Origin of the sequence: Barrientosiimonas endolithica (assembly GCF_030296655.1) — a bacterium.
In the GTDB taxonomy this organism is placed as follows: Bacteria; Actinomycetota; Actinomycetes; order Actinomycetales; family Dermatophilaceae; genus Barrientosiimonas; species Barrientosiimonas humi.
The window spans coordinates 1,644,949-1,669,454 of record NZ_AP027735.1 but is presented as its reverse complement, the minus strand read 5'-3'; the positions used below and the strand labels follow the sequence as shown (position 1 = coordinate 1,669,454).

The 24,506-nt window shown below is 72.3% G+C and carries 21 protein-coding genes, 5 tRNA genes and 5 pseudogenes; 21 read left to right on the top strand and 10 right to left on the bottom strand.

What is annotated here, in order from left to right; genetic code table 11:
- Positions 1–49: 49 nt before the first annotated feature.
- Positions 50–1,297 carry a glycogen synthase gene (gene glgA, locus QUE40_RS08510; RefSeq protein WP_142005281.1) on the top strand — a complete coding sequence of 416 codons (1,248 nt, stop codon included), beginning with the start codon at positions 50–52 and terminating at the stop codon, positions 1,295–1,297.
- Between the two features lie 47 nt (positions 1,298–1,344).
- Here the strand turns inward: glgA and QUE40_RS08505 are convergent, their stop codons facing one another.
- Positions 1,345–2,106 carry an Rv1486c family protein gene (locus tag QUE40_RS08505; protein ID WP_289232877.1) on the bottom strand — a complete coding sequence of 254 codons (762 nt, stop codon included), beginning with the start codon at positions 2,104–2,106 and terminating at the stop codon, positions 1,345–1,347.
- A 33-nt stretch (positions 2,107–2,139) separates the two neighbouring features.
- On the opposite strand from QUE40_RS08505, the gene QUE40_RS08500 reads away from it, so the two are divergent.
- The 3 genes from QUE40_RS08500 to QUE40_RS08490 are packed head-to-tail and all read left to right on the top strand — an operon-like array spanning position 2,140 to position 4,484.
- Complete coding sequence (locus QUE40_RS08500; protein ID WP_289232876.1) at positions 2,140–2,934, top strand: ABC transporter ATP-binding protein; 795 nt, start codon at positions 2,140–2,142, stop codon at positions 2,932–2,934.
- Positions 2,935–2,991: 57 nt separating this feature from the next.
- Entirely contained in the window at positions 2,992–3,756 is a 765-nt protein-coding gene (locus QUE40_RS08495) for a sulfite exporter TauE/SafE family protein (protein WP_289232875.1), read from the top strand.
- Positions 3,756–4,484 carry a TSUP family transporter gene (locus QUE40_RS08490; RefSeq protein WP_289232874.1) on the top strand — a complete coding sequence of 243 codons (729 nt, stop codon included), beginning with the start codon at positions 3,756–3,758 and terminating at the stop codon, positions 4,482–4,484. The genes QUE40_RS08495 and QUE40_RS08490 overlap by 1 nt, the downstream gene beginning before the upstream one ends.
- Positions 4,485–4,490: 6 nt before the next feature.
- On the opposite strand, the gene QUE40_RS08485 is transcribed toward QUE40_RS08490, so the two are convergent.
- Entirely contained in the window at positions 4,491–5,603 is a 1,113-nt protein-coding gene (locus QUE40_RS08485) for a hypothetical protein (RefSeq protein ID WP_289232873.1), read from the bottom strand.
- A gap of 110 nt (positions 5,604–5,713) precedes the next feature.
- A pseudogene (locus tag QUE40_RS08480) lies at positions 5,714–6,375 on the bottom strand (serine/threonine-protein kinase).
- Between the two features lie 232 nt (positions 6,376–6,607).
- Between QUE40_RS08480 and QUE40_RS08475 the strand changes: the two are divergent.
- Positions 6,608–7,048 carry an SRPBCC family protein gene (locus tag QUE40_RS08475; RefSeq protein WP_142005276.1) on the top strand — a complete coding sequence of 147 codons (441 nt, stop codon included), beginning with the start codon at positions 6,608–6,610 and terminating at the stop codon, positions 7,046–7,048.
- A 71-nt stretch (positions 7,049–7,119) separates the two neighbouring features.
- Here QUE40_RS08475 and QUE40_RS08470 read toward each other — a convergent pair whose 3' ends face one another.
- The 4 genes and pseudogenes from QUE40_RS08470 to QUE40_RS08455 all read right to left on the bottom strand — a co-directional run bounded on the left by QUE40_RS08470 (position 7,120) and on the right by QUE40_RS08455 (position 9,909).
- Entirely contained in the window at positions 7,120–8,058 is a 939-nt protein-coding gene (locus QUE40_RS08470) for a phytoene desaturase family protein (RefSeq protein WP_289232872.1), read from the bottom strand.
- Positions 8,058–8,387 carry a phytoene desaturase family protein gene (locus QUE40_RS08465; protein ID WP_289233145.1) on the bottom strand — a complete coding sequence of 110 codons (330 nt, stop codon included), beginning with the start codon at positions 8,385–8,387 and terminating at the stop codon, positions 8,058–8,060. Before QUE40_RS08465 ends, QUE40_RS08470 begins: the two co-directional genes overlap by 1 nt.
- 176 nt (positions 8,388–8,563) lie before the next feature.
- Positions 8,564–8,698: pseudogene (locus QUE40_RS08460) on the bottom strand (FAD-dependent oxidoreductase); the annotation flags it as partial.
- A gap of 113 nt (positions 8,699–8,811) precedes the next feature.
- Complete coding sequence (locus QUE40_RS08455; RefSeq protein WP_289232871.1) at positions 8,812–9,909, bottom strand: beta-N-acetylhexosaminidase; 1,098 nt, start codon at positions 9,907–9,909, stop codon at positions 8,812–8,814.
- A gap of 176 nt (positions 9,910–10,085) precedes the next feature.
- Here QUE40_RS08455 and QUE40_RS08450 point away from each other — a divergent pair.
- Positions 10,086–10,891, top strand: a pseudogene (locus QUE40_RS08450) (TrmH family RNA methyltransferase).
- A 1-nt stretch (position 10,892) separates the two neighbouring features.
- Here the strand turns inward: QUE40_RS08450 and QUE40_RS08445 are convergent.
- Positions 10,893–11,126, bottom strand: coding sequence for a dihydrofolate reductase family protein (locus QUE40_RS08445; protein WP_289232870.1), 234 nt, complete (start codon positions 11,124–11,126; stop codon positions 10,893–10,895).
- A 119-nt stretch (positions 11,127–11,245) separates the two neighbouring features.
- A pseudogene (locus QUE40_RS08440) lies at positions 11,246–11,551 on the bottom strand (dihydrofolate reductase family protein); the annotation flags it as partial.
- Between the two features lie 170 nt (positions 11,552–11,721).
- Between QUE40_RS08440 and QUE40_RS08435 the strand changes: the two are divergent.
- Positions 11,722–12,546 carry a polyphosphate kinase 2 family protein gene (locus QUE40_RS08435; protein ID WP_350227115.1) on the top strand — a complete coding sequence of 275 codons (825 nt, stop codon included), beginning with the start codon at positions 11,722–11,724 and terminating at the stop codon, positions 12,544–12,546.
- Positions 12,547–12,572: 26 nt separating this feature from the next.
- On the opposite strand, the pseudogene glgX reads toward QUE40_RS08435, so the two are convergent.
- Positions 12,573–14,688: pseudogene (gene glgX, locus QUE40_RS08430) on the bottom strand (glycogen debranching protein GlgX).
- A gap of 157 nt (positions 14,689–14,845) precedes the next feature.
- On the opposite strand from glgX, the gene QUE40_RS08425 reads away from it, so the two are divergent.
- The 14 genes from QUE40_RS08425 (at position 14,846) to QUE40_RS08360 (ending at position 24,435) form a co-directional block, all read left to right on the top strand.
- The gene (locus QUE40_RS08425) at positions 14,846–15,943 is read left to right on the top strand and encodes a YihY/virulence factor BrkB family protein (RefSeq protein ID WP_289232869.1); all 1,098 of its coding nucleotides are present in this window, start codon (positions 14,846–14,848) and stop codon (positions 15,941–15,943) included.
- Between the two features lie 45 nt (positions 15,944–15,988).
- A tRNA-Gly gene (locus tag QUE40_RS08420) sits at positions 15,989–16,061 on the top strand.
- 39 nt (positions 16,062–16,100) lie between these two features.
- A tRNA-Cys gene (locus tag QUE40_RS08415) sits at positions 16,101–16,174 on the top strand.
- Between the two features lie 206 nt (positions 16,175–16,380).
- Positions 16,381–16,453 (top strand) — tRNA-Gly (locus QUE40_RS08410).
- A gap of 26 nt (positions 16,454–16,479) precedes the next feature.
- Positions 16,480–16,554, top strand: a tRNA-Val gene (locus QUE40_RS08405).
- Between the two features lie 223 nt (positions 16,555–16,777).
- Complete coding sequence (locus QUE40_RS08400) at positions 16,778–17,860, top strand: chorismate-binding protein (RefSeq protein ID WP_289232868.1); 1,083 nt, start codon at positions 16,778–16,780, stop codon at positions 17,858–17,860.
- Positions 17,861–17,873: 13 nt separating this feature from the next.
- On the top strand, positions 17,874–18,710 hold the full coding sequence (locus QUE40_RS08395) for an aminotransferase class IV (RefSeq protein ID WP_289232867.1): 837 nt from the start codon (positions 17,874–17,876) through the stop codon (positions 18,708–18,710).
- Positions 18,710–19,198 (top strand): TIGR02611 family protein, encoded by a 489-nt coding sequence (locus QUE40_RS08390; RefSeq protein ID WP_289232866.1) that lies wholly within the window; start codon positions 18,710–18,712, stop codon positions 19,196–19,198. Before QUE40_RS08395 ends, QUE40_RS08390 begins: the two co-directional genes overlap by 1 nt.
- Before the next feature lie 50 nt (positions 19,199–19,248).
- Positions 19,249–19,325 (top strand) — tRNA-Val (locus QUE40_RS08385).
- 90 nt (positions 19,326–19,415) lie between these two features.
- Entirely contained in the window at positions 19,416–20,702 is a 1,287-nt protein-coding gene (locus tag QUE40_RS08380; RefSeq protein WP_289232865.1) for a DUF2254 domain-containing protein, read from the top strand.
- Between the two features lie 116 nt (positions 20,703–20,818).
- Positions 20,819–22,816 carry a threonine--tRNA ligase gene (gene thrS / locus QUE40_RS08375; protein WP_289232864.1) on the top strand — a complete coding sequence of 666 codons (1,998 nt, stop codon included), beginning with the start codon at positions 20,819–20,821 and terminating at the stop codon, positions 22,814–22,816.
- Between the two features lie 153 nt (positions 22,817–22,969).
- Positions 22,970–23,422: a DoxX family protein gene (locus QUE40_RS08370; protein ID WP_289232863.1), complete on the top strand. Its 453-nt coding sequence runs from the start codon at positions 22,970–22,972 to the stop codon at positions 23,420–23,422.
- 367 nt (positions 23,423–23,789) lie between these two features.
- Positions 23,790–23,942, top strand: a complete 153-nt coding sequence (locus tag QUE40_RS19120) for a GNAT family N-acetyltransferase (protein ID WP_350227114.1) — start codon at positions 23,790–23,792, stop codon at positions 23,940–23,942.
- A gap of 316 nt (positions 23,943–24,258) precedes the next feature.
- On the top strand, positions 24,259–24,435 hold the full coding sequence (locus tag QUE40_RS08360) for a hypothetical protein (RefSeq protein ID WP_289232861.1): 177 nt from the start codon (positions 24,259–24,261) through the stop codon (positions 24,433–24,435).
- Positions 24,436–24,506 lie beyond the last annotated feature (71 nt).

The following is a 24,506-nucleotide window of genomic DNA, read 5'->3' as shown; positions in this document are numbered from 1 at the left end:
AGGCCGGACTGCCCTGTCGCGGCAGCCTCCTCGGGGCTAGCGTTCGGGGGTGAGAGTCGACCTGCTGACGAAGGAGTACCCGCCCAACATCTACGGCGGCGCCGGCGTCCACGTGAGCGAGCTGGTGAAGGCGTTGCGGGCCGAGGGGACCGACGTGCGGGTGCGTGCGTTCGGGGAGCCGGTCGACGAGCCGGGCACCTACGGCTACCCCGACCTGCCCGAGCTGGCCGACGCCAACGCGGCGCTGCGCACGATGGGGGTCGACCTCGCGATCGCGCAGGACTGCGCCGGCGCCGACCTGGTGCACTCCCACACCTGGTACGCCAACTTCGCCGGGCACCTCGCGAGCCTGCTGCACGGGGTGCCGCACGTCATCACCGCGCACAGCCTCGAGCCGCTGCGGCCGTGGAAGGCCGAGCAGCTGGGCGGCGGCTATCGGGTCTCCTCGTTCGTCGAGCGCTCCGCCTACGAGTCCGCGGCGGCCGTGATCGCCGTCTCCGAGGGCATGCGCCGCGACGTGCTGCGCAGCTATCCGGCGCTCGACCCGGCGCGAGTTCACGTGGTGCACAACGGGATCGACGCCCAGCTGTGGCAGCGCGACCGGTCCGCGCAGGCCGAGGAGGTCCTGCGCCGGCACGGGGTCGACCCGGACCGGCCGAGCGTGGTGTTCGTCGGGCGGATCACGCGGCAGAAGGGCCTGCCCTACCTGCTGCGCGCCGCCGCGCAGCTGCCGCCCGAGGCGCAGCTCGTGCTGTGCGCGGGCGCGCCGGACACCCCCGAGATCGCCGCCGAGGTCGAGCAGCTGGTCGCCGAGCTGCGGCAGACCCGCGACGGGGTGGTGTGGATCGCGGACATGCTGCCGCGCGCCGAGGTGGTGGCGCTGCTGTCGTTCGCGACGGTGTTCGTGTGCCCCTCGATCTACGAGCCGCTCGGCATCGTCAACCTCGAGGCGATGGCCTGCGAGGCGGCGGTCGTCGCGACGGCGACCGGCGGCATCCCCGAGGTGGTCGTCGACCCGGACTGGGGCGGCGGCGTCGACGCCCCGGCGTCCACCGGCCCGGCCACCGGCTGGCTGGTGCCGATCGAGCAGGTCGACGACGGCACGGGCACCCCGGTCGACCCCGACCGGTTCGTCGACGACCTGGGCCGCACCCTGTCGGCCGCGGTGTCCGACACCGCCGAGGCGCGCCGCCGCGGCGAGGCCGGCCGGCGCCGTGCCGTGGAGCAGTTCGGCTGGGACACCATCGGCGCCCGCACCGAGAAGGTCTACCGCGAGGTGCTCACGGAAGGCACCTGACGTCCGGAGGTCCCGCTTCGACGGAGGGGCACCGGGGCGCGGACGAATCAGGAACGCGTATGTCTGAGGCCCGCGAGGGTCTGCGCGCCGGCGGTGGTGGCGCCGGCCAGGGCGGTCTCGGCGTTGACCAACAGGTCGCGCAGCAGCCGTTCGCGGCGGGCGTGCGTGGTGCCGTCGAGGGTGGGGGCCTGCTCCAGCCCGAGCTCGCAGGCGGCGGCGACCGTGCCGGCCAGCTGGATCACCCGCAGCGCGCGCGGCGGCACCCCCGGCGGCAGACCCCACAGGCGCAGCGCGGTGCGCTCGTCGGCCTCGCCGCGCAGGCCGGAGCCGGCCCACGGGGGCGCGTCCAGCGCGTCGAGCTCGCCGGCGACGTCGATCAGCTGCTCGCGGAGGCCGCGCTCGATCTCCCGCTCGTCCAGCGCGGCGAGCTGGTGGACGGGGACCGGCTCGGTGTCGTACGTCGTCCAGTCGACGCGCCAGCCGGTGTCGCCGGCCGGCCCGAACTGCTCGTACGTCGGCACCAGCGCCCCGCCGAGCGCGGGCACGAACACGCACTCGCCGGCCTCGGTGGCGGCGGCCACGAGCTCGGCGCTGGAGCGCGGCATCGTGGCGATCTGGCCCGGGCGGGGGAGCGCGACGCACAGCACCTGCTCGCCGAGGTCGCCCCACAGCCGCAGCGGTTCGAGCAGCCCGTCGACGGCGTCGAGGTCGGGCAGCGCGCGGCGCACGGCGTCGTCGAGATCGAGGTGTCCGGCGAAGGCTGCGGTGGTCCACAGCGACAGCCGGACGGAGGCGGGCAGGCTGGGCATCGACGTCATCGTAGGTGCCCTAGGGTCGAGGCCATGAGTGACGTCCTGGCCCTGGCAGGGGTGAGCGTGGTGCGCGGCGGGCGCCGCCTGCTCGACGAGGTCTCCTGGGAGGTCGAGGAGGGCGAGCGCTGGGTCGTGCTGGGCCCCAACGGCGCCGGCAAGACCACCCTGCTGCAGGTCGCGGCGGGTCGCATGCACCCGACCAGCGGCGTCGCGGGCGTGCTCGGCGAGGTGCTGGGTGCGGTCGACGTCTTCGAGCTGCGACCGCGCATCGGTCTGGCCTCGGCGCTGATCGCCGACCGGATCCCGGGCGGCGAGCGCGTGGGCGACGTCGTGGTCACCGCGTCCTACGGCGTGGTCGGACGCTGGCGGGAGTCCTACGACGAGCTCGACCACGAGCGCGCCGGCGAGCTGCTCGAGGCGCTCGGCGCCGCGCACCTGGTAGACCGCACCTTCGGCACGCTCAGCGAGGGTGAGCGCAAGCGGGTGCAGATCGCCCGGGCCCTCATGACCGACCCCGAGCTGATGCTGCTCGACGAGCCGGCTGCCGGTCTCGACCTGGGCGGCCGCGAGGATCTCGTACGCCGTCTCGGGACTCTCGCGCTCGACGTCGCCGCGCCCGCGCTGGTGCTGGTCACCCACCACGTCGAGGAGATCCCGCCCGGGTTCACCGACGTGCTGATGCTGCGCGAGGGGCGGGTCGTGGCGGCCGGCCCGCTGGAGCCGACGCTGACGGCCGAGAACCTCTCGGAGACCTTCGGGATGCCGCTCGTGCTGGACCGGCACGGCGACCGCTGGAGCGCCCGGGCCGAGCGGCCGACGGCCTGAGCGCCACCGCCTGAGACCTGGCGCGGCAGCTGCCGCGCCGGTGGATAGTCTGCCGTGGTGTCTCTGCTCGAAGCCGTGCTGATCCTGCTGGCAGGCATGGCCGCCGGCACCATCAACACCATCGTCGGCTCCGGCACCCTGGTCACCTTCCCCACGCTGCTGGCGTTCGGCTATCCGCCGGTCGTGGCGAACATGTCCAACACGGTCGGCCTGGTCGCGGGCGGGGTGACCGGCACGTGGGGCTATCGCAAGGAGCTCAAGGGTTCGGGTGACTTGCTGCGCCGGCTCGCCCCGATGAGCCTGCTCGGCGCCGTCACCGGTGCGCTGCTGCTGCTGTGGCTGCCGCCCGAGGCGTTCGACGCGATCGTGCCGGCGCTGATCGGCGTCGGGGTGCTCCTGGTGATCGTCGGCCCGTCGCTGCAGCGCCGCGCGGCCGCCGCGCACACCGACCACGACTCCCCGGTGCGCCGGGCGGTGCTGCTCCTCGGGATCTACCTGGCCGGGGTCTACGGCGGCTACTTCGGGGCGGCGCAGGGCGTGCTGCTGATGGGCCTGATGAGCGTGCTGCTGCCCAACCCGCTGCAGCAGGTCAACGGCATCAAGAACGTGCTCGGCACCATCGTCAACGGCGTCGCCGCCGTGACCTTCATGATCGTCGCCTGGGGTGACATCGACTGGGCCGTCGCCGGCCTCATCGCCCTCGGCGCGCTGGCGGGCGGGGTGATCGGCGCCCGGGTCGGCCGCCGGCTCCCGGCGTGGGGCCTGCGCGCCTTCATCGTGGTGATCGGGCTCGTCGCGATCGTCAACCTGCTGCGCGGCTGATGGGTCTCGACTGGGGGATCGTGCTGCTGCTGGGCGTGATCGTCGTGATCGGCTCGCTCGTGCAGGCCGTCGTCGGTTTCGGGATCGCCGTGGTCAGCGCGCCGTTCGTGGTGGTGCTCGCCCCCGACCTGATGCCCGGCGCGCTGCTGCTGACGAGCCTGACGCTGCCGCTCGTGCAGCTCGCACGCGAGAACGTCGACATCGACCGACCGGTGCTCACCTGGGCCCTCGCGGGCCGAATCCTGTTGATGCCGTTGGGTGTTGCGATCGTCGCCTGGTTGCCGGCGACCGCGATCGCCGTCGTGGTCGGCGTGATGGTGCTGGTCGCCGTCGCGGCGTCGGTCTGGGCGGTCGAGGTGCGCCCGAGCCGGGGCCCGGCGTTCGTCGCCGGTCTGCTCACCGGGGTCAGCGGCACCGCGGCCTCCATCGGCGGGCCGTTCCTCGGGCTGGTGATGCAGCGCGAGCGACCCGACCGGATCCGCTCGACCCTCGCGGTGTTCTTCGCCGTCGGCGCGACCACCTCGCTGATCGGGCTCGCGGTGGCCGGGGAGCTGACCCGGCAGCAGCTGACCGCCGGGCTCGTCTGGGCGCCGTTCACCGTGCTCGGGCTGGCGCTGGCGATGCCGGTGCGCCGGCTGGTCTCGATCGACCGGATGCGCCAGCTCGTGCTCGTCCTCGCGACCGTCGCCGGCGTCGGCGTGATCGTGCGGGCGCTGCTGCTCGGCTGAGCCGGGTCACTCCTTGGTGCAGCCCGAGGAGCCGCTGCTGGAGCAGACGTACTGCCGGTCCGAGCCGTCGTTGCTCACCAGCCGGCCCAGGCAGTTGCTGCCGCCCGACACGCCCGCGGACTGGCACGCGCCCAGCGCGGCGTTGCCGTCGGCGTACGGCCCGACCCAGACGACCCAGTAGCCCGCCCGGAGCGAGGCGTAGCTGCTGGAGCTGAACACCCCCGCGCTCGGGAACGACTGGCGGATCTGGCGCAGCCGCCGGTCGCGGGCCTCGGTGCCCGAGGAGATCGGCACCGACGCGAGCTGGGCGATCCAGCTGCCCGACGGCGGGTTGCGCACGGCGTTGCTCACCGGCGGTTCGGCCGGCTCCGAGGACGTGGGGCTCGGTGTCGGCTCGGGCTCCGGCTGGGTCTCGGGCGAGGGGGACGGCTCGGGGTCGCTGGTCTGCGGCTCGGTCGGCTCCGACGGGGCCTCCGGCTCAGGGGTGGGCTCCGGCGCCGGCTCGCTCGGGCTCGGCGTCGGGGCCGGGGGCAGCAGACCGCTGGTCGGCGGACTCGTGGGCTCGGGCAGCGTCGAGAAGCTCGCCCCGGGCGTCGGCGGCGCCTGGGTGGTCGGTGTGGCGCCGGGCGAGGGCGACCGGGTGCCGGTGGCGGCTGCGGTGGCCGGATCCCGGTCCGGGCGGTCCAGGATCCGCCACCCGGCGAAGGCACCCGCGACCACCAGGACCAGCCCGAGCAGCGCCGCGAGCACGCCCCGGGTGCGGGGCGAGCGGCCCTCGCCGGAGTCGTACGTCGGGGGTTCGGGCGGTGGACCCGCCGGGTCGCGGAAGCTGTGGTCGTCCTCCCGCGGCGCGTACGCCTGGGGCCGGCCGGGCGCTACCGGCGCGACCGGCTCGGCCGACCCGGTCGGCGACTCCTCGTACGACGCCGGCGCCTGCGGGCGCGGCTCGGTCGCGCGCTGGTCGACGGGTTGCTCGGTGACCCGCTGCTCGGCGACCGGGCGCTGCGACGCCTGCCCGGGGGCGGCGTACGACACGGGGGCGGCGTACGACACGGGGGCGGGTCGGTCCGCGACCGGCGGCTGCGGCGCCAGCGCGGTGGCCGGGAGGCGGTGCTGCACGGTCGTGCGCGGCTGCGTCGCGACACCGCCGCTGAGCAGTCCCCGCAGCGTCTCGGTGACCTGCGCCGCGGTCGGGCGCGACGCCGGATCCCGTTGCAGCAGAGCGGAGATCAGCGGTTCGAGCGGCCCGGCGTTGGTCGGAACCGGCGGCGGCTCGTGCAGGACCGCCGACAGCGTCGAGACGGGGAGGACCGGCGCAGCGGGCTGTGCCCGTCGACGGCGACGAACATCAGCATGCCGAGCGAGTAGAGGTCGGACGCCGGGTCGTCGGGCTCGCCGCGCAGCCGCTCGGGCGCCATGAACTCCGGCGACCCCACGACCTGACCGGTGCCCGTCAGCCGGGTCTCGTCGATGAGCGCGGCGATGCCGAAGTCGGTGAGCACCGCGGCGCCGTCGGGCCGCAGCAGCACGTTGCCGGGCTTGACGTCGCGGTGGTGCACGCCGGCGTCGTGCGCCGCCTGCAGCGCGCGGCACACGTCGAGCCCGATGCGCGCGACCTCGTCGGGGGCAGCGCGCCGTCGCGCACCAGCCGCTCGTGCAGGCTCTCGCCGGGCACCAGCTCCATGACGAGCCACGGGTGCGGGTCGTCCTCGACGAGGTGGTGGATGCTGACGACGTTGGGGTGGCTCAGCCGCGCGAGGGCCTGCGCCTCGCGGGTCACCCGGCCGCGGGTGAGTCTGGTGTCCTCGACGTCGCCGTCGGGCGTGCGCACCTCCTTGAGCGCGACCTCGCGCTGCAGCGCCAGGTCGCGGGCACGCCAGACCGTGCCCATGCCTCCGCTCCCGAGCCGGCCGACCAGCTCGAAGCGTCCGTCGATGACGTCCCCCTGTGCCCCCACCACCCTGGCAATCTAACCGGCGCCTGCCGAGATCGCTGCCGCGCGGGGGTCCGGTGTCGCGTACGCCTGTGCAGACTCCGCGCGGCGACCGCCGGTTGGCGACCGCTAGGGGCGACCGCCCGTGCGGAGGTGCCGAGGGCGTACGGCGGCGGCGTAGAACGTGGGCATGGCCACGAACCGCCGCCGCGTCCAGGCGTCGCCGGACGCCGTCTTCGCCGTGCTCGCCGACGGCTGGGCCTATGCCCAGTGGGTGGTCGGCGCCGCACGCATCCGTGCCGTCGACGACGGCTTCCCGCAGCCGGGCACGCACGTGCACCACTCCATCGGCGTCTGGCCGCTGCTGCTCAGCGACACCACTGCGGTGGAGTCGTGGGACCCGCCGCGCCAGGCCGTGCTCACGGCGCGGGCCTGGCCGACCGGCGCGGCCCGGGTGGTCGTGCGCTGCGAACCGGTCTCGGGTGGGACCGACGTCACCATCTGGGAGGACGCCGTCGCCGGCCCGCAGCGCCTGGTCCCCAAGCCGCTGCGCACGGTCGCCCTGTCACTGCGCAACCGGGAGTCGCTGCGCCGCCTGGCGCTGCTGGCCGAGGGCCGCGAGACGGACTGACGCGCCTGCCCGGCCAGGTCGACGTCGGCGCGCCGGCACATCGGCCTGTGCGATCGGGGCGCGCTGCGTCGCTAGCCCGGCAGCCGCGCATGCAGCAGCGCCGCGCGGGCCGCGTTGGCCCCCGGCGCCCCGTGCACCCCGCCGCCCGGGTGCGCCGACGCGGACGCCAGGAACAGCCGCCCCACCGGCGTCTCCGCTCGGCCCCACCCCGGCACCGGACGGAAGATCAGCTGCTGCTGCAGCGCCGCGGTGCCGCCGCCCAGCGCACCCCCGACGAGGTTCGCGTCGCGAGCCTGCAGGTCGGGCGGCCCGAGCACCCGGCGCGCGACGACCCGGTCGGCGAAACCCGGTGCCAGCTCGGCGATCCGGCGCTCGAACAGGCCGGCGACGAGGTCCTTGTCGGCCTCGTCCCAGCGTCCGGTGAACCCGGGCGGGCCGCTGCGGGCGTCCTGCGGCACGTGGGTGTACGCCCACACCGACTCCCCGCCGGCCGGAGCCCGGGTGGGGTCGGCGGTGGCCATCTGTCCCATCACGAGGTAGGGCCGGTCGGACACGTGCCCGGCGCGCAGCTCGGTCTCGAAGCGGTGCAGGTCGTCGATCGAGTCGAGCACGTGCACCGTCCCGGGGGCGGCCTCGGGAGCGCTCGCCCACGGGATCGGCCCGTCGAGGGCCCAGTCGACCTTGACGGTGGCGGGGTCCCACTCGAAGCGGCGCATCGCCCGCAGCACCCGGTCCGGCAGCTGGTCGGGCGCGACCAGGTCGCCGTAGAGCGCCGGCGCGCTGACGTCGGCCAGCACGGCGCGCCCCGCCCGCACCACCTCACCGCCGGCCAGCCGCACCCCGACGGCCCGGCCGCGCTCGACGAGCACCTGCTCGACCCGGGCGTCCGTGCGCAGCTGCCCGCCGCGCTGCTCCAGCCGGCGGCCCATGGCGCCGGTGAGCTGCCCCGCCCCGCCGCGCGGCACGGGGAAGCCGACGTCCTGCGCCAGCATGGTCAGCAGCAGCCCCATCAGCCCCGAGCCGGGGAGTCCAGCGGGATGTCGGCGTGCAGCGCGTTGCCGGCCAGCAGCAGCCGCGGCGCGGTGCCGCGCAGCTCCGAGTCGAGCACGGTGCGCACCGGTGACAGCAGCTCGCGCACGAGGCCCAGCCCGCCGGCGCCCGGCAGCCGGGCGAGCATGCCGATCCCGTGCCGCACGGGCGGGAACGGGCTGAGCAGCGCCCCGACCAGCGAGGGGCCGACGCGGTCCCACTGCCGGCACAGCCGCAACCAGGCGCGACCGTCACCGGGGTGCTGGCGCTCCAGCGCCTCCGCGGTCGCCTCGCGATCGCGGTGGACCAACGCCCAGCCGCCACCGACGTACGGCGTGCCGAAGGGTGCCGGCGCCTGCTCCCAGACCAGCCCGTGGTCCTCGAGCCCGAGGCCGCGGATGATCGGGGACGCTGCGCCCAGGGGTAGAAGGAGCTGAACGTGTCGTGGACGTACGCCGGGTGCACCTCGCGCGTGCTGCGCACCGCGCCCCCGATGTCGGGCTGCGCCTCGAGCAGGAGCACCGACCAGCCGGCGTCGGCGAGCAGGTTGGCCGCGACCAGCCCGTTGGGTCCGGCCCCGATCACGACCGCGTCCGGGGTGGACGGCGCCGACGGCTCCATCGGACGGGCTCCTTCGCGACCGGTGCGTGGATCGCCAGCGTAGGTCGCGGTGCTCGCGCGCCGAACCACCCGCCGGGCTGGAGGCCTGCGGCGAGAGGTTCGCAGCCGAGTTCTCAGCCGCGGGCGCGCTGGGCGAGGGCGGTGAGGATCGGCGTGCCGCGGTCGATGAGCATCTGGTCGGTCATGCCGGCCGAGTGCTCGCCCCAGATCGAGAACGTCGCGCCGAGCAGCCGCGGGTCGTTCGGGTCGATCGCGCGCGTCTGCGTCCACGTGCCGCGGTTCCACTTCGTGCGCAGGTCGTTGATCGTGTAGTCGCGGTCCGACTGCGGCTCGTCCAGGCTCGGCACCCAGTACTGGTAGTAGCCGTTGTAGTTGATGACCTTGTGGCCGGCGTCCATGACCTGCGGCATGGTCGACTTGCCGTTCGGCTTGCCCCACACGTCGTAGTTCCAGTAGGTCACGGTGATGCGGGTGTTCAGCTGGCCGAGGGTGGTCTTGGTCAGCGAGTCGTTCCAGACCAGCACGTCGGGCACGCCGCGCCCATAGAGCATCGAGGCGATGGAGTTGGCGTACGCCGTCCAGGCCTTCTGCTCGGCCTTGCCCCCGGCGAACTCGTCACCGCCGATGTGCATCCGCGCGCCGGGCAGCACGCCGCTGACCTCGGTGTAGAGGCGCTTCGCGAAGGCGAGCGCGGTGGGGGAGTGCACGTCGAGCTCGTACGGCGCGTAGGAGGAGAACACCTGCGAGACCGGGTAGGTGCTCGAGGGCGACAGCTGCATCAGCTCGCGCACGGAGCGCATGTGACCGGGGGTGTCGACCTCGAGGAAGACCTCGACGCCGAGGCTCGCCGCGTAGCTGCGCAGGTCGCGCAGCTGGGCGGTGGTCAGGAACGGCTTGCCGGTGCGGGGGTTGACGTAGCGCGACCCGCTGACCCGGGCCGTGCCGGCGGTCTGTCCGAGCAGGGGCGACTCGATGCCGTACGCCTCGTCGTCGGAGGCGTGCAGGTGCAGATAGGTCCCGCCGGCGGCCGCGTGGCGACCGATCATCGTCTTGATCGCCTCGGGCGACCAGTAACGGCGGGCGATGTCGAGGTTCAGCCCGACCTCACGAGTCGTCGCGGCGGCCGCGGACGGGGTCGGGCCAGTGAGCACCAGCGCGAGACTAGTGAGTGCGGTGAGCAGGATCGACAGGAGCGGCAGCGTGCGGCGCATGGCCATCCTCGGGGGAGATGTCGAGAGAGTTCGCAAGGTATGGCCGGTGACGCCGGTCACAGGTGTCGCCGCGGTCACGGGAACGTCGCAGTTCGATAAGAACGCACGATGTGTGTTCGCCACCGAGAACGCCGTGCTCGCAAGGATCTGCGCCGCGCTCACCTACCCTGCTCGACGTGCCCGAACGCATCACCGACCCGGCCGACGAGCGGGTGGCCGACTACTTCTCGCTGACCGACGTCGCCCTGCGACGCCGTCTGGAGCCCGAGCGCGGGCTCTACCTCGCCGAGAGCGAGAAGGTGATCCGTCGCGCGCTGGCGGCGGGGCACCGGCCCCGCTCGTTCCTGATGGGGGAGCGCTGGCTCACCGACCTGGCCGACCTGGTGGCGCAGGCCGAGGCCGACGGGGTGCCGGTCTTCGTCGCCGACGCCCCGGTGATCGAGGCGATGACCGGCTTCCACCTGCACCGCGGGGCGCTGGCCTCGATGCAGCGGCCGCAGCTCCCGGCGGTGCGTGACCTGCTCGCCGACGCGCGCCGCGTCGTCGTGCTGGAGGACATCGTCGACCACACCAACGTCGGCGCCGTCTTCCGCTCGGCCGCCGCGCTGGGGGTGGATGCGGTGCTGGTGACGCCGCGCTGCGCCGACCCGCTCTACCGCCGCAGCGTGCGGGTGTCGATGGGCACGGTCTTCCAGGTGCCGTGGACGCGCATCGAGCCGTGGCCGCAGGGCATCACCGAGCTGCAGGAGCTCGGCTGGCGGGTGGCCGCGCTGGCGCTGGACCCCGACGGCGTCACGCTCGACGACCTCGTCGCCGACCCGCCGGAGCGGCTCGCGGTCGTGCTGGGCGCCGAGGGCGACGGGCTGGGACGGCGTACGGTCGCGGCGGCCGACCTGGCCGTGCGCATCCCGATGGGCGGCGGGGTCGACTCCTCAACGTCGCGGCCGCGGCGGCGGTGGCGATGTGGGCGCTGCGGGTCTGAGCTAGAGCCCCCAGCGGGAGATCAGGGCGTCGTCGGCTTCGAGGAGGGACAGCAGCCGGCCCTGCGCCTGCACCGGGTCGCCGACGAAGATGCGCGGGTGCTCGCCGCCGACGATGCGCGGTGACCAGGTGAGGCACAGCTCGTCGACCGCGCCGGCGGCGACGAAGTCGTGGGCGAGGTGCGGCCCGCCCTCGACGAGGATCCGCTCGTGCCCGAGATCGCGCAGGGTGCGCACCGCGTCTCGGGGGCGACCGGATCGCCGCTGATGAGCAGCACCTCGTCCTCGGCGGCGTCGGCGAGGAGCGGGGGCAGCTGGTCCTGGGCGGAGACGACCACCAGCAGCGGACGGGCCGGGCGCCCGGTGCGCAGCGGTTGCCACTCCTCGTCGATGTCGGGCACCTCGTAGCGCTCGGCGCGTGCGGTGCCCGCACCCACGACGATGGCGTCGGCCCAGGCGCGCAGCAGCGCGAACACCCGGGTGTCGGCCTCGGTGTTGATCGTGCCGGAGCGGTTGTCCTCACCGGTGGCCGCTCCGTCGAGCGTGCTGACGAAGTTCAGCCGAAGGAGCGGGCCGGGTGCGTCGTACAGACGCAGCAGCAGCTCACGCTCGGATTCGGTGTTGTCGTCGGACTGCGTTGTGCCTGGGTACAACTCGCGCATAGGGCCATCAAACCGGGTGCCGTGAGAGGATGCACCATGGGCAAGAAGAAGAACGACAAGAAGTCCTCCAAGAAGGACCGCAAGAAGGCAGAGGCCAAGCTCGCCGAGGCGAAGGCCGAGGCCAAGAAGGCCGCGAAGAAGGTCACGGAGGCCGGGGGCTCACCGGGTCGATGCGCGAGGCGCTGCGCGTCGAGCCCGGCACGCTGCTCGCCGACATCGACCCACGCTCGACGCCCGCGTTCGACGGCGACAAGGAGCTCGCCGCCGAGATCATGGCCGGCGTTGACGAGGAGCTGGCCGACCTGCAGGAGCGCCTGTACGCCGACGGTCGCGACGGCGACGGACGCTCGGTGCTGCTGGTGATCCAGGGCATGGACACCTCGGGCAAGGGCGGCATCATCCGTCACGTGATCGGCGCGGTCGACCCGCAGGGCGTCGAGCTCACCGCGTTCAAGGCACCGACCGCGGCGGAGAAGCGCAAGCCGTTCCTGTGGCGCATCCGGCAGGCGCTGCCGAAGCCGGGCTACATCGGGGTGTTCGACCGCTCTCAGTACGAAGACGTGCTGATCGTGCGGGTGCACAACCTCGTGCCGCCGTCGACCTGGTCGCGCCGCTACGGCCAGATCAACACCTTCGAGAAGAGCGTGCAGAGCAAGGGCACGACGCTGATCAAGGTGATGCTGCGCATCTCTTCGGAGGAGCAGAAGGCGCGCCTGCAGGAGCGCCTCGACCGCCCCGACAAGCACTGGAAGTACAACCCCGGTGACGTCGACGAGCGGGAGCTGTGGCCGGCGTACGAGGAGGCATACCAGGCCGTCGTCGACAAGACGTCGACCGACGACGCCCCGTGGTACGTCGTCCCCGCCGACCGCAAGTGGTACGCCCGGCTCGCCGTGCAGCAGCTGCTGCTGGAGACGCTGCGCGACCTGGACCCGCAGTGGCCGTCGGCGACCTACGACGTCGACGTCGAGAAGGAGCGCCTCGCGGCGACCTGACGCCGCGGCGTCACCGACCCGACCGGCTACTCCTGCCCGGCCGCGCGCAGCACCAGCAGCGAGCGGCCGGGCAGCGTCGTCCGGTCGCCCTCGGACAGGATGCGCTCGTCGCTCTCGGTGTGGTCGCCGGCGGTCGACAGCGCGACGGTCCAGCGGCCGGGATGGTCTGTGGGCAGGGTGAACTCGCTGTCGTTGCCGTCGGCGTTGAACAGCAGCAGGAAGTCGTCGTCGACGACCCGCTGACCCTTCTCGTCGGGCGTCGCGATGGCCTGCCCGTTGAGGAAGACCATGAGCGTGCGCGCGTAACCGTTGCGCCAGTCGAGCTCGGTCATGGGCTCGCCGCCGTGGGCGTACCACTCGATGTCGCCGCGGCCGCTGTCGCCGCCGTGGTCGGCCGCCCCGGCGAAGAAGCGCCGGCGGCGGAACGTCGGGTGGGTGCGGCGCAGCTCGATCGCGCGGCTGGTGAAGTCGAGCAGGTCTTCCTGCTCGTCGTCGAGATCCCAGTCGACCCAGGTGATCTCGTTGTCCTGGCAGTAGCCGTTGTTGTTGCCGAGCTGGGTGCGGCCGAGCTCGTCGCCGTGCGCGAGCATCGGCACCCCTGGCTCAGCAGCAGGGTGGCGATGACGTTGCGCTGCTGGCGGGCGCGCAGCGCGTTGACGGCCGGGTCGTCGGTCGGCCCCTCGACCCCACAGTTCCACGAGCGGTTGTGGCTCTCGCCGTCGCGGTTGCCCTCGCCGTTGGCCGCGTTGTGCTTCTCGTTGTAGGACACGAGGTCGCGCAGCGTGAACCCGTCGTGGGCGACCACGAAGTTGATCGACGCGATCGGACGCCGGCCGCTGTGCTCGTACAGGTCGCTGGATCCCGTGATGCGAGAAGCGAACTCACCGAGGGCGGCCGCCTCGCCGCGCCAGTAGTCGCGGACCGTGTCGCGGTACCTGCCGTTCCACTCGGTCCACAGCGGCGGGAAGTTGCCGACCTGGTAGCCGCCGTCGCCGAGGTCCCACGGCTCGGCGATGAGCTTGGCCTGGGAGACCACCGGGTCCTGCTGGATGATGTCGAAGAACGCCGAGAGCCGGTCGACCTCGTGGAACTGCCGGGCGAGCGTCGCGGCGAGGTCGAAGCGGAAGCCGTCGACGTGCATCTCGAGCACCCAGTAGCGCAACGAGTCCATGATCAGCTGCAGCACGTGCGGGCTGCGCATCAGCAGGCTGTTCCCGGTGCCGGTCGTGTCGTAGTAGTGCGCGAGGTCGTCGTCGACGAGGCGGTAGTACGCCGCGTTGTCGATGCCGCGGAAGCAGATCGTCGGGCCGAGGTCGTTGCCCTCGGCGGTGTGGTTGTAGACCACGTCGAGGATGACCTCGATGTCGGCGGCGTGCAGCGCCTTCACCATCGCCTTGAACTCCGCCACCTGCTGGCCGCGGCTGCCCGAGGCGGAGTAGGCGTTGTGCGGGGCCATGAAGCCGATCGTGTTGTAGCCCCAGTAGTTCGACAGGCCCTTGTCGACCAGCGTGGTGTCCTGCACGAACTGGTGCACCGGCAGCAGCTCGATCGCGGTCACGCCGAGGTCGGAGAGGTGCTTGATGATCGACGGGTGCGCGATGCCGGCGTACGTCCCGCGGATCTCGTCGGGCACGTCGGGGTGGGTCATCGTGAGGCCCTTGACGTGCGCCTCGTAGATCACGCTGTCGTGGTACTCGTGCCGCGGCGGCCGGTCGTGGCCCCAGTCGAAGAACGGGTTGATGACGACCGACAGCATCGTGTGGCCGAGCGAGTCGGCGCGGTTGCGCTTGGCGCGGTTGTCGAACCGGTAGGCGAACAGCGAGGGGTCGCCGTCGATCTGGCCGTCGATGGCCTTGGCGTAGGGGTCGAGCAGCAGCTTGTTGGGGTCGCAGCGGTGGCCCTCGGCGGGGACGTACGGACCGTCGACCCGGTAGCCGTAGCGCTGGCCCGGCTGCAGGCCGGGGAGATAGGCGTGCCAGACGTGCCCGTCGACCTCGGTGAGCGGCAGCCGGGTCTCGGCGCCGTCGTCGTCGATGAGGCACAGGTCCACCGCGGTCGCGATCCCGGAGAAGAGCGCGAAGTTCACGCCGGCTCCGTCGTACGTCGCGCCGAGGGGTACGGCCGTCCGGGCCAGATCTCCACGGGCCGCTCCTTGTCGCGTCGGGCAGCGGGCCGCGGCCCGCTCGGTGAGGGTGTGCCGGGGCACGCCGACACGGCCCCCATTGTGGTGCACGGCCGCAGCGCACAACGCGGCTACCGTGGTGCGCGTGACCAGGAACGCATCGTGGGCCGAGCACCCGTGAGCGACTGGAAGGCCCGCATCAAGGACCTGCTGGCGCAGATCCCCGGGCTCCTCGGCCTGGCTCGCCTGACGCTCGAGACGGTGCGCATCTGCATGCGGTGGCGCGTCACCGGACTTGCAGCAGAGGCAGGCTTTTTCGCGCTCCTGTCGCTGCCGCCGCTCATCTTCGGGCTGCTCGGTGCGGTGGGTTATCTCGGCAGCTGGCTCGGCTCCGACGTGGTCGAGCAGGTGACGATCAACGTGCACCGCTACGCCGAGCAGTTCCTCACCGCCGAGAGCCTCAACCAGGTGATCATGCCCACACTCGACGACGCGCTCTCCAGCGGTCGCCCCGACGTGATCTCCATCGGTTTCCTGCTGAGCCTGTGGTCCGGGTCGCGCTGCCTGAACGTGCTGCTCGACACCATCTCGATCATGTACGGCCAGGGCGGGGTCCGCGGGATCGTCAAGACGCGCGTGATGAGCCTGTCGATCTACTTCGTCTCGATGCTGTTCGGCGCGGTGCTGTTCCCGCTGATCGTGGTGGGCCCCGACCTGCTCTCGCGCATCGTGCCCGGGCGGCTGCAGTTCCTGATGCTGCTGTACTGGCCGCTGGTCGGCGGCCTCACCGTGCTGGGGTTCGCGACGCTGTTCTACGTCGCCGTGCCGCAACGGGTCAGCTGGGTGCGCGACCTGCCCGGCGCTGCGCTGACGCTCGTGATCTGGGTGGGGGCGTCGTACGTCCTGCGCTGGTTCCTCGGCAACTCCATCGGCGGGACGAGCATCTACGGACCGCTGGCGGCGACGATCGTGGTGCTGATCTGGCTGTACTTCCTCGGCATCGGCGTGCTCATCGGCGCTGCGCTGAACGCCGCCTCGCACCGCCTGTGGCCGCCGGTCGAGCAGGTGCCGGCCGCGGCCCGCGCGATCGAGAAGATCGGCGACGGGATCGTGCGGGTGATGCCGCTCGGGGGCAGGAGCGCGACGGCCGACCCGGTGAACGGCTCCGCGAACGGTTCTGCGAACGGGGTGGCCCGGCGCGACGCCGCTGACGACGCGGGCTCCGACGCGCGGGGCGGCGAGGTCGGCTTGGACGAGTCTCGGGCGATCCGTTAGCCTCGTGAGGCACAGCAGCCCCGCAGGTTCGGGGCGTGCGCACGCGCGGACATAGCTCAGTTGGTAGAGCGCAACCTTGCCAAGGTTGAGGTCGCCGGTTCGAGCCCGGTTGTCCGCTCTGAGTCCCGCAGGGGACCGCCCGGTCCGCCGGGCGCCTGGTGGAGTGGCCGAGAGGCGAGGCAACGGCCTGCAAAGCCGTCTACACGGGTTCAAATCCCGTCTCCACCTCCAGGTGACGACGACGTACGTCGAGCGAGGCCCGGACCGGATCGGTCCGGGCCTCGACGCGTTCCGGGCGGACGGGAGCCGCTCCGGCCGGCGGGTCGACCCGGTAGGGCAGGCGGGGGAGCGGCGCGCGCCGGGCCGGTTTTGGAGTGGCCGGGTCGTTCGGCTACAGTTCACTCTCGTTGCACCGGCCCCCAGGGGCCACGCAGCAGGCGGACATAGCTCAGTTGGTAGAGCGCAACCTTGCCAAGGTTGAGGTCGCCGGTTCGAGCCCGGTTGTCCGCTCCGGTCGCCCCTCGGGGAGACCGCCAGGGCGATTGGCGCAGTGGTAGCGCGCTTCCTTGACACGGAAGAGGTCACTGGTTCAAACCCAGTATCGCCCACCAGCACGGAACGGCCCCTGACCTGCGGAAACGCGGATCAGGGGCCGTTTGCGTCGAGCGGCGCCACATTTCGTACGTTCTCGCACGATCTGAGACGGCCCCCTCCCGGGATTCCGCGGAGACCCTTCTGCATTTCGTACGTCCTCGCACGATCTGAGACGGCCCCCTCCCGGGCCCGAGCTGACCCGCGCCTCGCGCCGCGACCGGCCGTGCCACCCTGTGCGCCATGAGTCGGGCGCGGGCGGTCTTCGGGGACCGCTGCGCCAGCGGCGTCGCGGAGATCACCCACGACCCGGCGCGCCTCGACGCCGGCGGGTTCTGGGTCGTGGTGGCCACCTTCGAGGGCGAGCTGACCGCCGTCCGGATGGATGACGTACGTCGGGAGCAGGTGACCCCCGCCCCGCACCTGTCCGAACCTCACCTGTCCGACCCTCGCCTGTCCGAACCTCACCTGTCCGGGCCGGACGGTCCCGACCCGGCCGCGGCGTGGACGTCCTCGCTGACGGAGGCGGACTACCGCGCGGGCGTGGAGGAGATCCGCCGCCGGATCTCGACCGGCGAGGTCTATCAGGTCAACCTCTGCCGGGTGCTGTCGACGCAGATCGCTCCCGAGACCGATCTGGACCTGCTGGATCAGGCTGTGCGGCAAGGGAATCCGGCTCCCTACGCCGCACGCATCGACATCCCCGAGGCCGGCCTCGACCTGGTGTGCGCCTCGCCGGAGCTCTTCCTGGAGCGCGCCGGCGACACGCTCACCTCGGCGCCGATCAAGGGCACCGCGCCGACCGCCGACGAGCTGCTGCCGAAGGACCGGACCGAGAACGTCATGATCACCGACCTGGTGCGCAACGACCTGTCGCACGTCGCGCAGCCGGGCACGGTGGCCGTCGACGGGCTCTGCGCGCTGGAGCACCACCCGGGCCTCGTGCACCTCGTCTCGACCGTCACCAGCAGGCTGCGCCCGGACGTCGCCTGGACGGACATCCTCGCCGCCACCTTCCCGCCCGGCTCGGTCTCCGGCGCGCCGAAATCGACTGCGCTCACAGCGATCCGGGACCTCGAGACGGTGCCGCGCGGTCCCTACTGCGGGGCCGTCGGCTGGGTCGACGCCGACGCGGGGGAGGCGCGACTCGCCGTGGGGATCCGCACGTTCTGGGCCGAGCACGACCCGGCAGGACGGCGGTGGCTGCGGTTCGGCACCGGCGCGGGCATCACGTGGGGCTCGGACCCGGAGGGCGAGTGGTGGGAGACTGCCCTGAAGGCGCGTCGCCTCGTGGGGCTGGCGCGCACCGTCACGGAGAACGACTAACGGGGTGACACGCGTGACCATCACGGTGTGGGTCAACGGAGAGCTGGTCGACGACAAGCCGTCGATCGTCGCGACCGATCACGGGCTCACGGTCGGCGACGGCGTCTTCGAGACGTGCAAGGTCGTCGACGGCGAGGTGTTCGCTCGCACGAGGCACCACGACCGGCTCGACCGCTCGCTCGCGGGGCTCGGCCTGCCCGCCGCCGACCGCGGTTACCTCGACGAGGGCATCGCCGCCGTGCTCGACGGCCTGAGCGGCCTCGTGCGGCTGCGCTACACGGTCACCGGCGGCCTGGGCCCGCTCGGTTCCGAGCGCATCGGCGAGCCCATGACGTACGTCGTGATGGCCACTCCCATCGACGCACCTCCGGCGACCACGACCGTGCTCCCGGTCGACTGGACGCGCAACGAGCGCAGCGCGGTCGCGGGGCTGAAGACGACGTCGTACGCCGAGAACGTCGTCGCGTTGCGAGCCGCCCGCGAGGCCGGCGCCACCGAGGCGATCCTGCCCAACACGCGCGGCGAGCTGTGCGAGGGCACCGGGTCCAACATCTTCGTCGTCGTCGACGGCGAGGTCCTGACGCCGCCGCTGGAGTCCGGCGCGCTGGCCGGGATCACCCGCGCGCTCGCCCTCGAGTGGGGTCAGGACGCAGGGCTGCCGGTGCGCGAGCGCACGCTGCCCATGTCGGTGCTCGACACCTGCGACGAGGCGTTCATCACCTCCTCGACCCGCGACATCCAGGGCGTCAGCGCCATCGGGGAACGTTCGCTGCCCGCCGATCGTCCTCTCACCGAGGCCATGGCCCGCGCGTTCGCGGCGGCCGCCGCGAAGGAGAAGGACCCCGCCTGATGACCGACTCGAAGTTCGACGAGTCCCGCCCCGTCGACCCCAGCGCGAAGTACGCCGACCGCAACCGCACGCTCGACGCCGACGAGGACGACTGGGCCTGGCGGGCGCGCATCCGCGCCAACCCCCGGTCGCGCCGGATCTATCGCATCGCGGTCGCCGTCATCGGCACGATCGTCGTCCTCGGCGGTCTCGTGGCGATCCCGTTCCCCGGACCGGGCTGGCTCATCGTCTTCCTCGGCCTCGGCATCTGGGCCTCGGAGTTCGAGTGGGCGCAGAAGGTGCTGGAGTGGGTGCGCGGCAAGGTGCGCGCCTGGGAGCGCTGGCTGCGGCGGCAGTCGATCGTGGTGCAGGCCATCTTCGGGTTGCTGACCTTCGCCCTGGTGCTCGCGATCTTCTGGGCGCTGTTCCGGTTCAGCGGGATCCCGGGGTTCTTCCCCGATGCGGTGGAGACCTGGCTGCGCCAGGTGCCGGGGCTGGGCGGCGCGTAGGCCCGATTTCGGTTGTGGCGCCGGGACGGGCTATCCTTCCCGACGCACCAGGACGTGTAGCTCAGCTGGTTAGAGCGTTCGCTTCACACGCGAGAGGTCAGGGGTTCGAGTCCCTTCACGTCCACCACGATCGGGCCGCGGAGCGCAGACTCCGCGGCCCGTTGTCATGCCGCCCGCCGGCCGGACCGGCTGAACCCACGCCCTAGCATCACCAGGCGTGGACGACGTACAGGACGACCGGCACCGACCGTCCGGCAGCGCGAGCGACAGCGGCCTGCCCGCCGTGCGCAGCAGCACGACGTGGGGGCGGATGTGGCGCCCCTTCTGGGCGCTGCCGCTCGCGGTCGTGGCCGTCGCCCTCGTCGTCGGGGTGCTGCTGCCGGAGTGGGAGCGCGGTGCCGTCGACGACCTCCCGTTCGTCTTCCAGGGCGGGGCCGACGGGGCGCGCAGCGTGCTCGGCACCATCGCGGGGGCGATGATCTCGGTCACCGGCCTGGTCTTCTCCATCACGATGGTCGTGGTGCAGCTCGCCAGCAGCCAGTTCAGTCCGCGCGTGCTGGGCGACTTCCTCTCCAGCCGGGTCACGCAGGCCACCCTCGGCGTCTTCACCGCGACGTTCGTCTACGCGCTGACCGTGCTGCGCTCGGTCGAGGGGACGTCCGACACCGAGTCGTTCGTGCCCCAGCTGTCGATCACCCTGGCGTTCCTGCTGGTGCTCGGCAGCGTCGTGATGTTCCTCGCCTTCATCCACCACATCACCACCGCCATCAAGGTCTCCTCGATCGTGTCGCACCTGGGCGAGGACACGATGGACGTCATCGGGCGCTACTTCCCGCCGGGCGACCGCGGCGCACCGCAGCAGCCGGAGTGGGAGCCGCCGACGTCCGCCCCGCACCAGATCGACGCGGTCGAGCACGGCTACGTCGCCGAGATCGCGCTGCGCCGGCTGCTCGACTGGGCCGTCGAGCACGACGCCGTCGTGCAGGTGCTGCTGCCCGTCGGCCGCTTCGTCACCGAGGGCTCGCCCGCGCTGCGCATCTGGCCGGCGCCCCCGGAGGACGAGGCCGATGAGCTGCGCCAGACGGTGGTGGTCGAGCAGGACCGGGTCATGCACCAGGACCCCGGCTTCGGCGTGCGCAAGCTGGTCGACATCGCCGAGCGGGCCCTCAGCCCCGGGATCAACGACCCGACGACGGCCAGCGAGGTGCTCGACGAGCTGCACCGCATCCTGCGCGCCCTGGTCGCCCGCCGCGACCTGCCCGACGTCGTCGAGCGCGACGGCACGGTCCGCCTGGTCCACCGGCCGCAGCGGGTCGCCGAGCTCGTCGACCTCGCGCTGGAAGAGGTGCTGCACTACGGCGAGGAGTCGCCACAGATCCCGCGTCGCGTCCTGAGCATCTGCCGTGCCGTGCGCCCGGCAGCCCTTCCCGAGCACGTCCCCGCCCTGGACCGGTGGGAGCGGGTGGCGCGTCGGATGGCCGACCAGCTCGAGGTGGAGGCCTGACCGGTCCCACGGTCGGTGCGCCGCCGGCCGGCGCGGATCGCTAGCCTGGACCGACGTACGCCCGCCTCACCGGCCGTACGCCCCACACCGATCACCTCGATCAGCCAGGAGTACCCATGCCCGCGCAGCTCACCCTCACCGTCTCCGGAGACGAGCGATCGGTCGAGCAGGGCACGACGGGCACCGACCTGTTCGGCGACGACCGCGCGGTCGTCGCGATGCTCGTCGACGGTGAGCAGCAGGACCTGTTCCGCGAGCTGGCCGACGGCGCGGCGGTCGAGCCGATCACCGTCGACTCCGAGGCGGGTCTTGCGATCATGCGGCACTCCGCCGCGCACGTGCTCGCCCAGGCCGTGCAGCAGGCCAACCCCGACGCGAAGCTCGGCATCGGCCCGCCCGTCACGGACGGCTTCTACTACGACTTCGACGTCGCCGAGCCCTTCCAGCCCGAGGACCTCAAGGCCCTCGAGAAGGCGATGCAGAAGATCGTCAACGAGGGGCAGACCTTCGCCCGGCGCGTCGTCGGCGACGACGAGGCGCGCACCGAGCTGGCCGGCGAGCCGTACAAGATCGAGCTGATCGGCCTCAAGGGCGGCGCCGCCGACGCGGCCGAGGGTGCCGACGCCGAGGTCGGCGCCGGCGAGCTGACGATCTACGACAACCTGCGGCGCGACGGCTCGCGCGCGTGGGGCGACCTGTGCCGCGGGCCGCACGTGCCGACGACCAAGGTGCTCGGCAACGCGTTCAAGCTGCTGCGCTCGGGCGGTGCCTACTGGCGCGGGTCGGAGAAGAACCCGCAGCTGCAGCGGATCTACGGCACCGCCTGGCCGACCAAGGAGGAGCTGAAGACCTATCTCGACCGGCTCGCCGAGGCCGAGAAGCGCGACCACCGCAAGCTCGGCGCGGAGCTGGACCTGTTCTCCTTCCCCGAGGAGCTCGGCTCCGGACTGCCGGTCTTCCACCCCCGCGGCGGCGTCATCAAGCGGCAGATGGAGGACTACGTCCGCCAGCGGCACATCGACGAGGGCTTCGAGTACGTCGGCACCCCGCACATCTCCAAGGAAGCGCTCTTCCACACCTCCGGCCACCTGCCGTACTACGCCGAGAGCATGTTCGCGCCGTTCAAGGTCGACGAGACCGACTACCGGCTCAAGGCGATGAACTGCCCGATGCACAACCTGATCTTCCGCTCGCGCGGCCGGTCCTACCGCGAGCTGCCCCTGCGGCTCTTCGAGTTCGGGCACGTCTACCGCGCCGAGAAGTCCGGCGTCGTGCACGGGCTCACCCGGGTGCGCGGCTTCGCCCAGGACGACAGCCACTCCTACGTCACGCGCGAGCAGGCGGCCGAGGAGATCCAGCACCTGCTGGACTTCGTGCTGTCGCTACTGCGCGACTTCGGCCTCGACGACTTCTACCTCGAGCTGTCGACCCGCGAGACCGAGGGTGACAAGAAGGACAAGTTCATCGGCTCTGACGCCGAATGGGAAGAAGCCACAAGGGTTCTCGAGGACGTCGCGACGCGCTCCGGGCTGGAGCTGGTGCCCGACCCGGGCGGCGCCGCGTACTACGGCCCGAAGATCTCGGTGCAGGCGCGCGACGCCATCGGCCGCACCTGGCAGATGTCGACGATCCAGTACGACTTCAACCAGCCCGAGCGGTTCGACCTCACCTACACCGCGTCCGACGGCAGCCGCCAGCGTCCGGTGATGATCCACTCGGCGAAGTTCGGCTCGATCGAGCGCTTCCTGGGCGTGCTGGTCGAGCATTACGCCGGCGCGTTCCCGGTCTGGCTCTCGCCGGTCCAGGTGCTCGGGGTGCCGGTGGCCGAGGAGTTCGCCCCGTACCTCACCGAGGTGCTGGATCGCATGCGCGCCAAGGGGATTCGCGTCGAGCTCGACGACAGCGACGACCGCTTCCCCAAGAAGATCCGCAACGCGAGCAAGGCGAAGGTGCCGTACGTCCTCATCGCCGGCGGTGAGGACCGCGACGCCGGCGCGGTGTCGTTCCGCTACCGCGACGGGTCGCAGCGCAACGGGGTGCCTGTCGACCAGGCGATCGAGGAGATCCTGGCCGCGGTCGAGGGCAAGGAGCAGGTGACGACCTCGCCGGAGTGACCGGCTCGTTCGTGGCGGCGGCGTGAAGTCACAGGCGCGTCACAGCCTGCTGAGAGACACGCTGTCAGCGCGCGAGTTCCCTTGTCGCGCGTGAACTTTCATACACGGGCCGAAGGTGTTTGATAAGCGTCGATTCGCTTACGCTCTGGCCGCATGAAGCGACTGTCGCAGCCGCCCGTTCTCACCGATACCGCCCTGCTGATCGCCCGGGTCATCCTGGGAGTGGTGCTCGTGGCCCACGGGGCGCAGAAACTGTTCGACAACGGAATCGCCGCAACCGCAGACGGATTCGGCCAGATGGGCATCCCGGTGCCCCAGGTGGCCGCGTGGTTCGCCGCGCTGGTCGAGTTCGGCGGGGGCATCCTGCTGATCGTCGGCGCCCTGATGCCGCTGGTCGGGGTGCTCGTGGCGATCAACATGTTCGGCGCCTTCTGGTTCGCCCACCGCGAGGCCGGCGTGTTCGTGACCGACGGCGGCTGGGAGCTCGTCGCCGTCATCGGCGCGCTGGGCCTCCTGCTCGCTGCGACCGGGGCGGGGCGCTTCAGCGTCGACCAGGTCGTCCTCGGGCGCTCCCGGGTGAGCCAGCCGGCAACGGCCGCCGCCTGATCTCGTACGACTGACCATCGATGGGTCCACGGCGGCTGTGCTTCACTGCCGCCGTGGACCCGATTCAGGTGCGGCAGGCCGAGCGAGACGACGCGCTGGGCGTCGCAGCCCTCGTCCTGGCCATGGACCGCGAGGACGGCGCCGACGCCCGGCCCGGCTTCCTCACCGAGTACGCCGACGCCTGGCTCCTCGACGTCGACCGCCGGCCGACGTGGCTGGCCGAGGAGTCCGACGGCAACCCGGTCGGCCTGGTGCAGACCGCGATGGTGCGCAAGCTGCCGTCGCTGCGGCGCCCCACGACGGCCTGGATGCACGTGGCGCTGGTGTTCGTGCGCCCGACGCACCGGGGAGAGGTATCGCCGAGCGGATGCTGCGCGACGCGGTCGAGTGGGGAGTGGCGCAGGGCGTCGAGCGCTTCCAGCTCAACGCGGAGCCGAAGGCTCGGACGCTGTACGAGCGGGTCGGCTTCACCGCGCCCGGTGAGCGGCTGATGGAGCTGCGCGTCCCGCCACGTCCGTAGCGCTCCCACGCTGGTCGAGTAGCGCGTCCATGCTGGTCGAGTAGCACCCACGCTGGTCGAGTAGCGCGGCCATGCTGGTCGAGTAGCGCGACGAAGGAGCGCGTATCGAGACCCTCTCGCCGCTGCCGACGGCTCGTTGTCGGTGCCTGCTGCTAGACCTGGGCCACGTCGACACACCGACGCCACGGCCGGGTCGCCCGGCCGCGATTGCTCCTGTCCGACTGAACGACCCTGAGCAGCGAAAAGCCTTGTCCCGCAGCGAAATTCATCGCGTCGAACCCCTTGCACACCATTCGAACAGGTGTACGATAGGGGCATGAGCAGCGCACACCCCGCCACCGTCGCCGGGCACCCCGGCGACGGGCCGGTCGCTGCCCACCTGGCCACCGCACGCGACGCCCTGGAAGCGGCCTACGCCCAGATCCGCAACAGCACCGAACCCGCCCCCGGGCCGGGGAGGTCCTGGCCCAGATCCGCGACACCCAGACGCTGATCGACCTGACCGAAGCGATCCAGACCCACCGCCTGGCCCAGCACGCCGGGACCATCACCCACTACGACCCG

Bases quoted from the DNA above. Each gene is read 5' to 3' on its own strand.
- QUE40_RS08505 (WP_289232877.1), bottom strand. From the start codon at position 2,106: ATGCCCAGCCTGCCCGCCTCCGTCCGGCTGTCGCTGTGGACCACCGCA.
- QUE40_RS08500 (WP_289232876.1), top strand. From the start codon at position 2,140: ATGAGTGACGTCCTGGCCCTGGCAGGGGTGAGCGTGGTGCGCGGCGGG.
- QUE40_RS08490 (WP_289232874.1), top strand. From the start codon at position 3,756: ATGGGTCTCGACTGGGGGATCGTGCTGCTGCTGGGCGTGATCGTCGTG.
- QUE40_RS08475 (WP_142005276.1), top strand. From the start codon at position 6,608: ATGGCCACGAACCGCCGCCGCGTCCAGGCGTCGCCGGACGCCGTCTTC.
- QUE40_RS08470 (WP_289232872.1), bottom strand. From the start codon at position 8,058: ATGGGGCTGCTGCTGACCATGCTGGCGCAGGACGTCGGCTTCCCCGTG.
- QUE40_RS08455 (WP_289232871.1), bottom strand. From the start codon at position 9,909: ATGCGCCGCACGCTGCCGCTCCTGTCGATCCTGCTCACCGCACTCACT.
- QUE40_RS08435 (WP_350227115.1), top strand. From the start codon at position 11,722: ATGCGCGAGGCGCTGCGCGTCGAGCCCGGCACGCTGCTCGCCGACATC.
- QUE40_RS08400 (WP_289232868.1), top strand. From the start codon at position 16,778: ATGAGTCGGGCGCGGGCGGTCTTCGGGGACCGCTGCGCCAGCGGCGTC.
- QUE40_RS08390 (WP_289232866.1), top strand. From the start codon at position 18,710: ATGACCGACTCGAAGTTCGACGAGTCCCGCCCCGTCGACCCCAGCGCG.
- thrS (WP_289232864.1), top strand. From the start codon at position 20,819: ATGCCCGCGCAGCTCACCCTCACCGTCTCCGGAGACGAGCGATCGGTC.
- QUE40_RS08370 (WP_289232863.1), top strand. From the start codon at position 22,970: ATGAAGCGACTGTCGCAGCCGCCCGTTCTCACCGATACCGCCCTGCTG.
- QUE40_RS19120 (WP_350227114.1), top strand. From the start codon at position 23,790: ATGCTGCGCGACGCGGTCGAGTGGGGAGTGGCGCAGGGCGTCGAGCGC.
- QUE40_RS08360 (WP_289232861.1), top strand. From the start codon at position 24,259: ATGAGCAGCGCACACCCCGCCACCGTCGCCGGGCACCCCGGCGACGGG.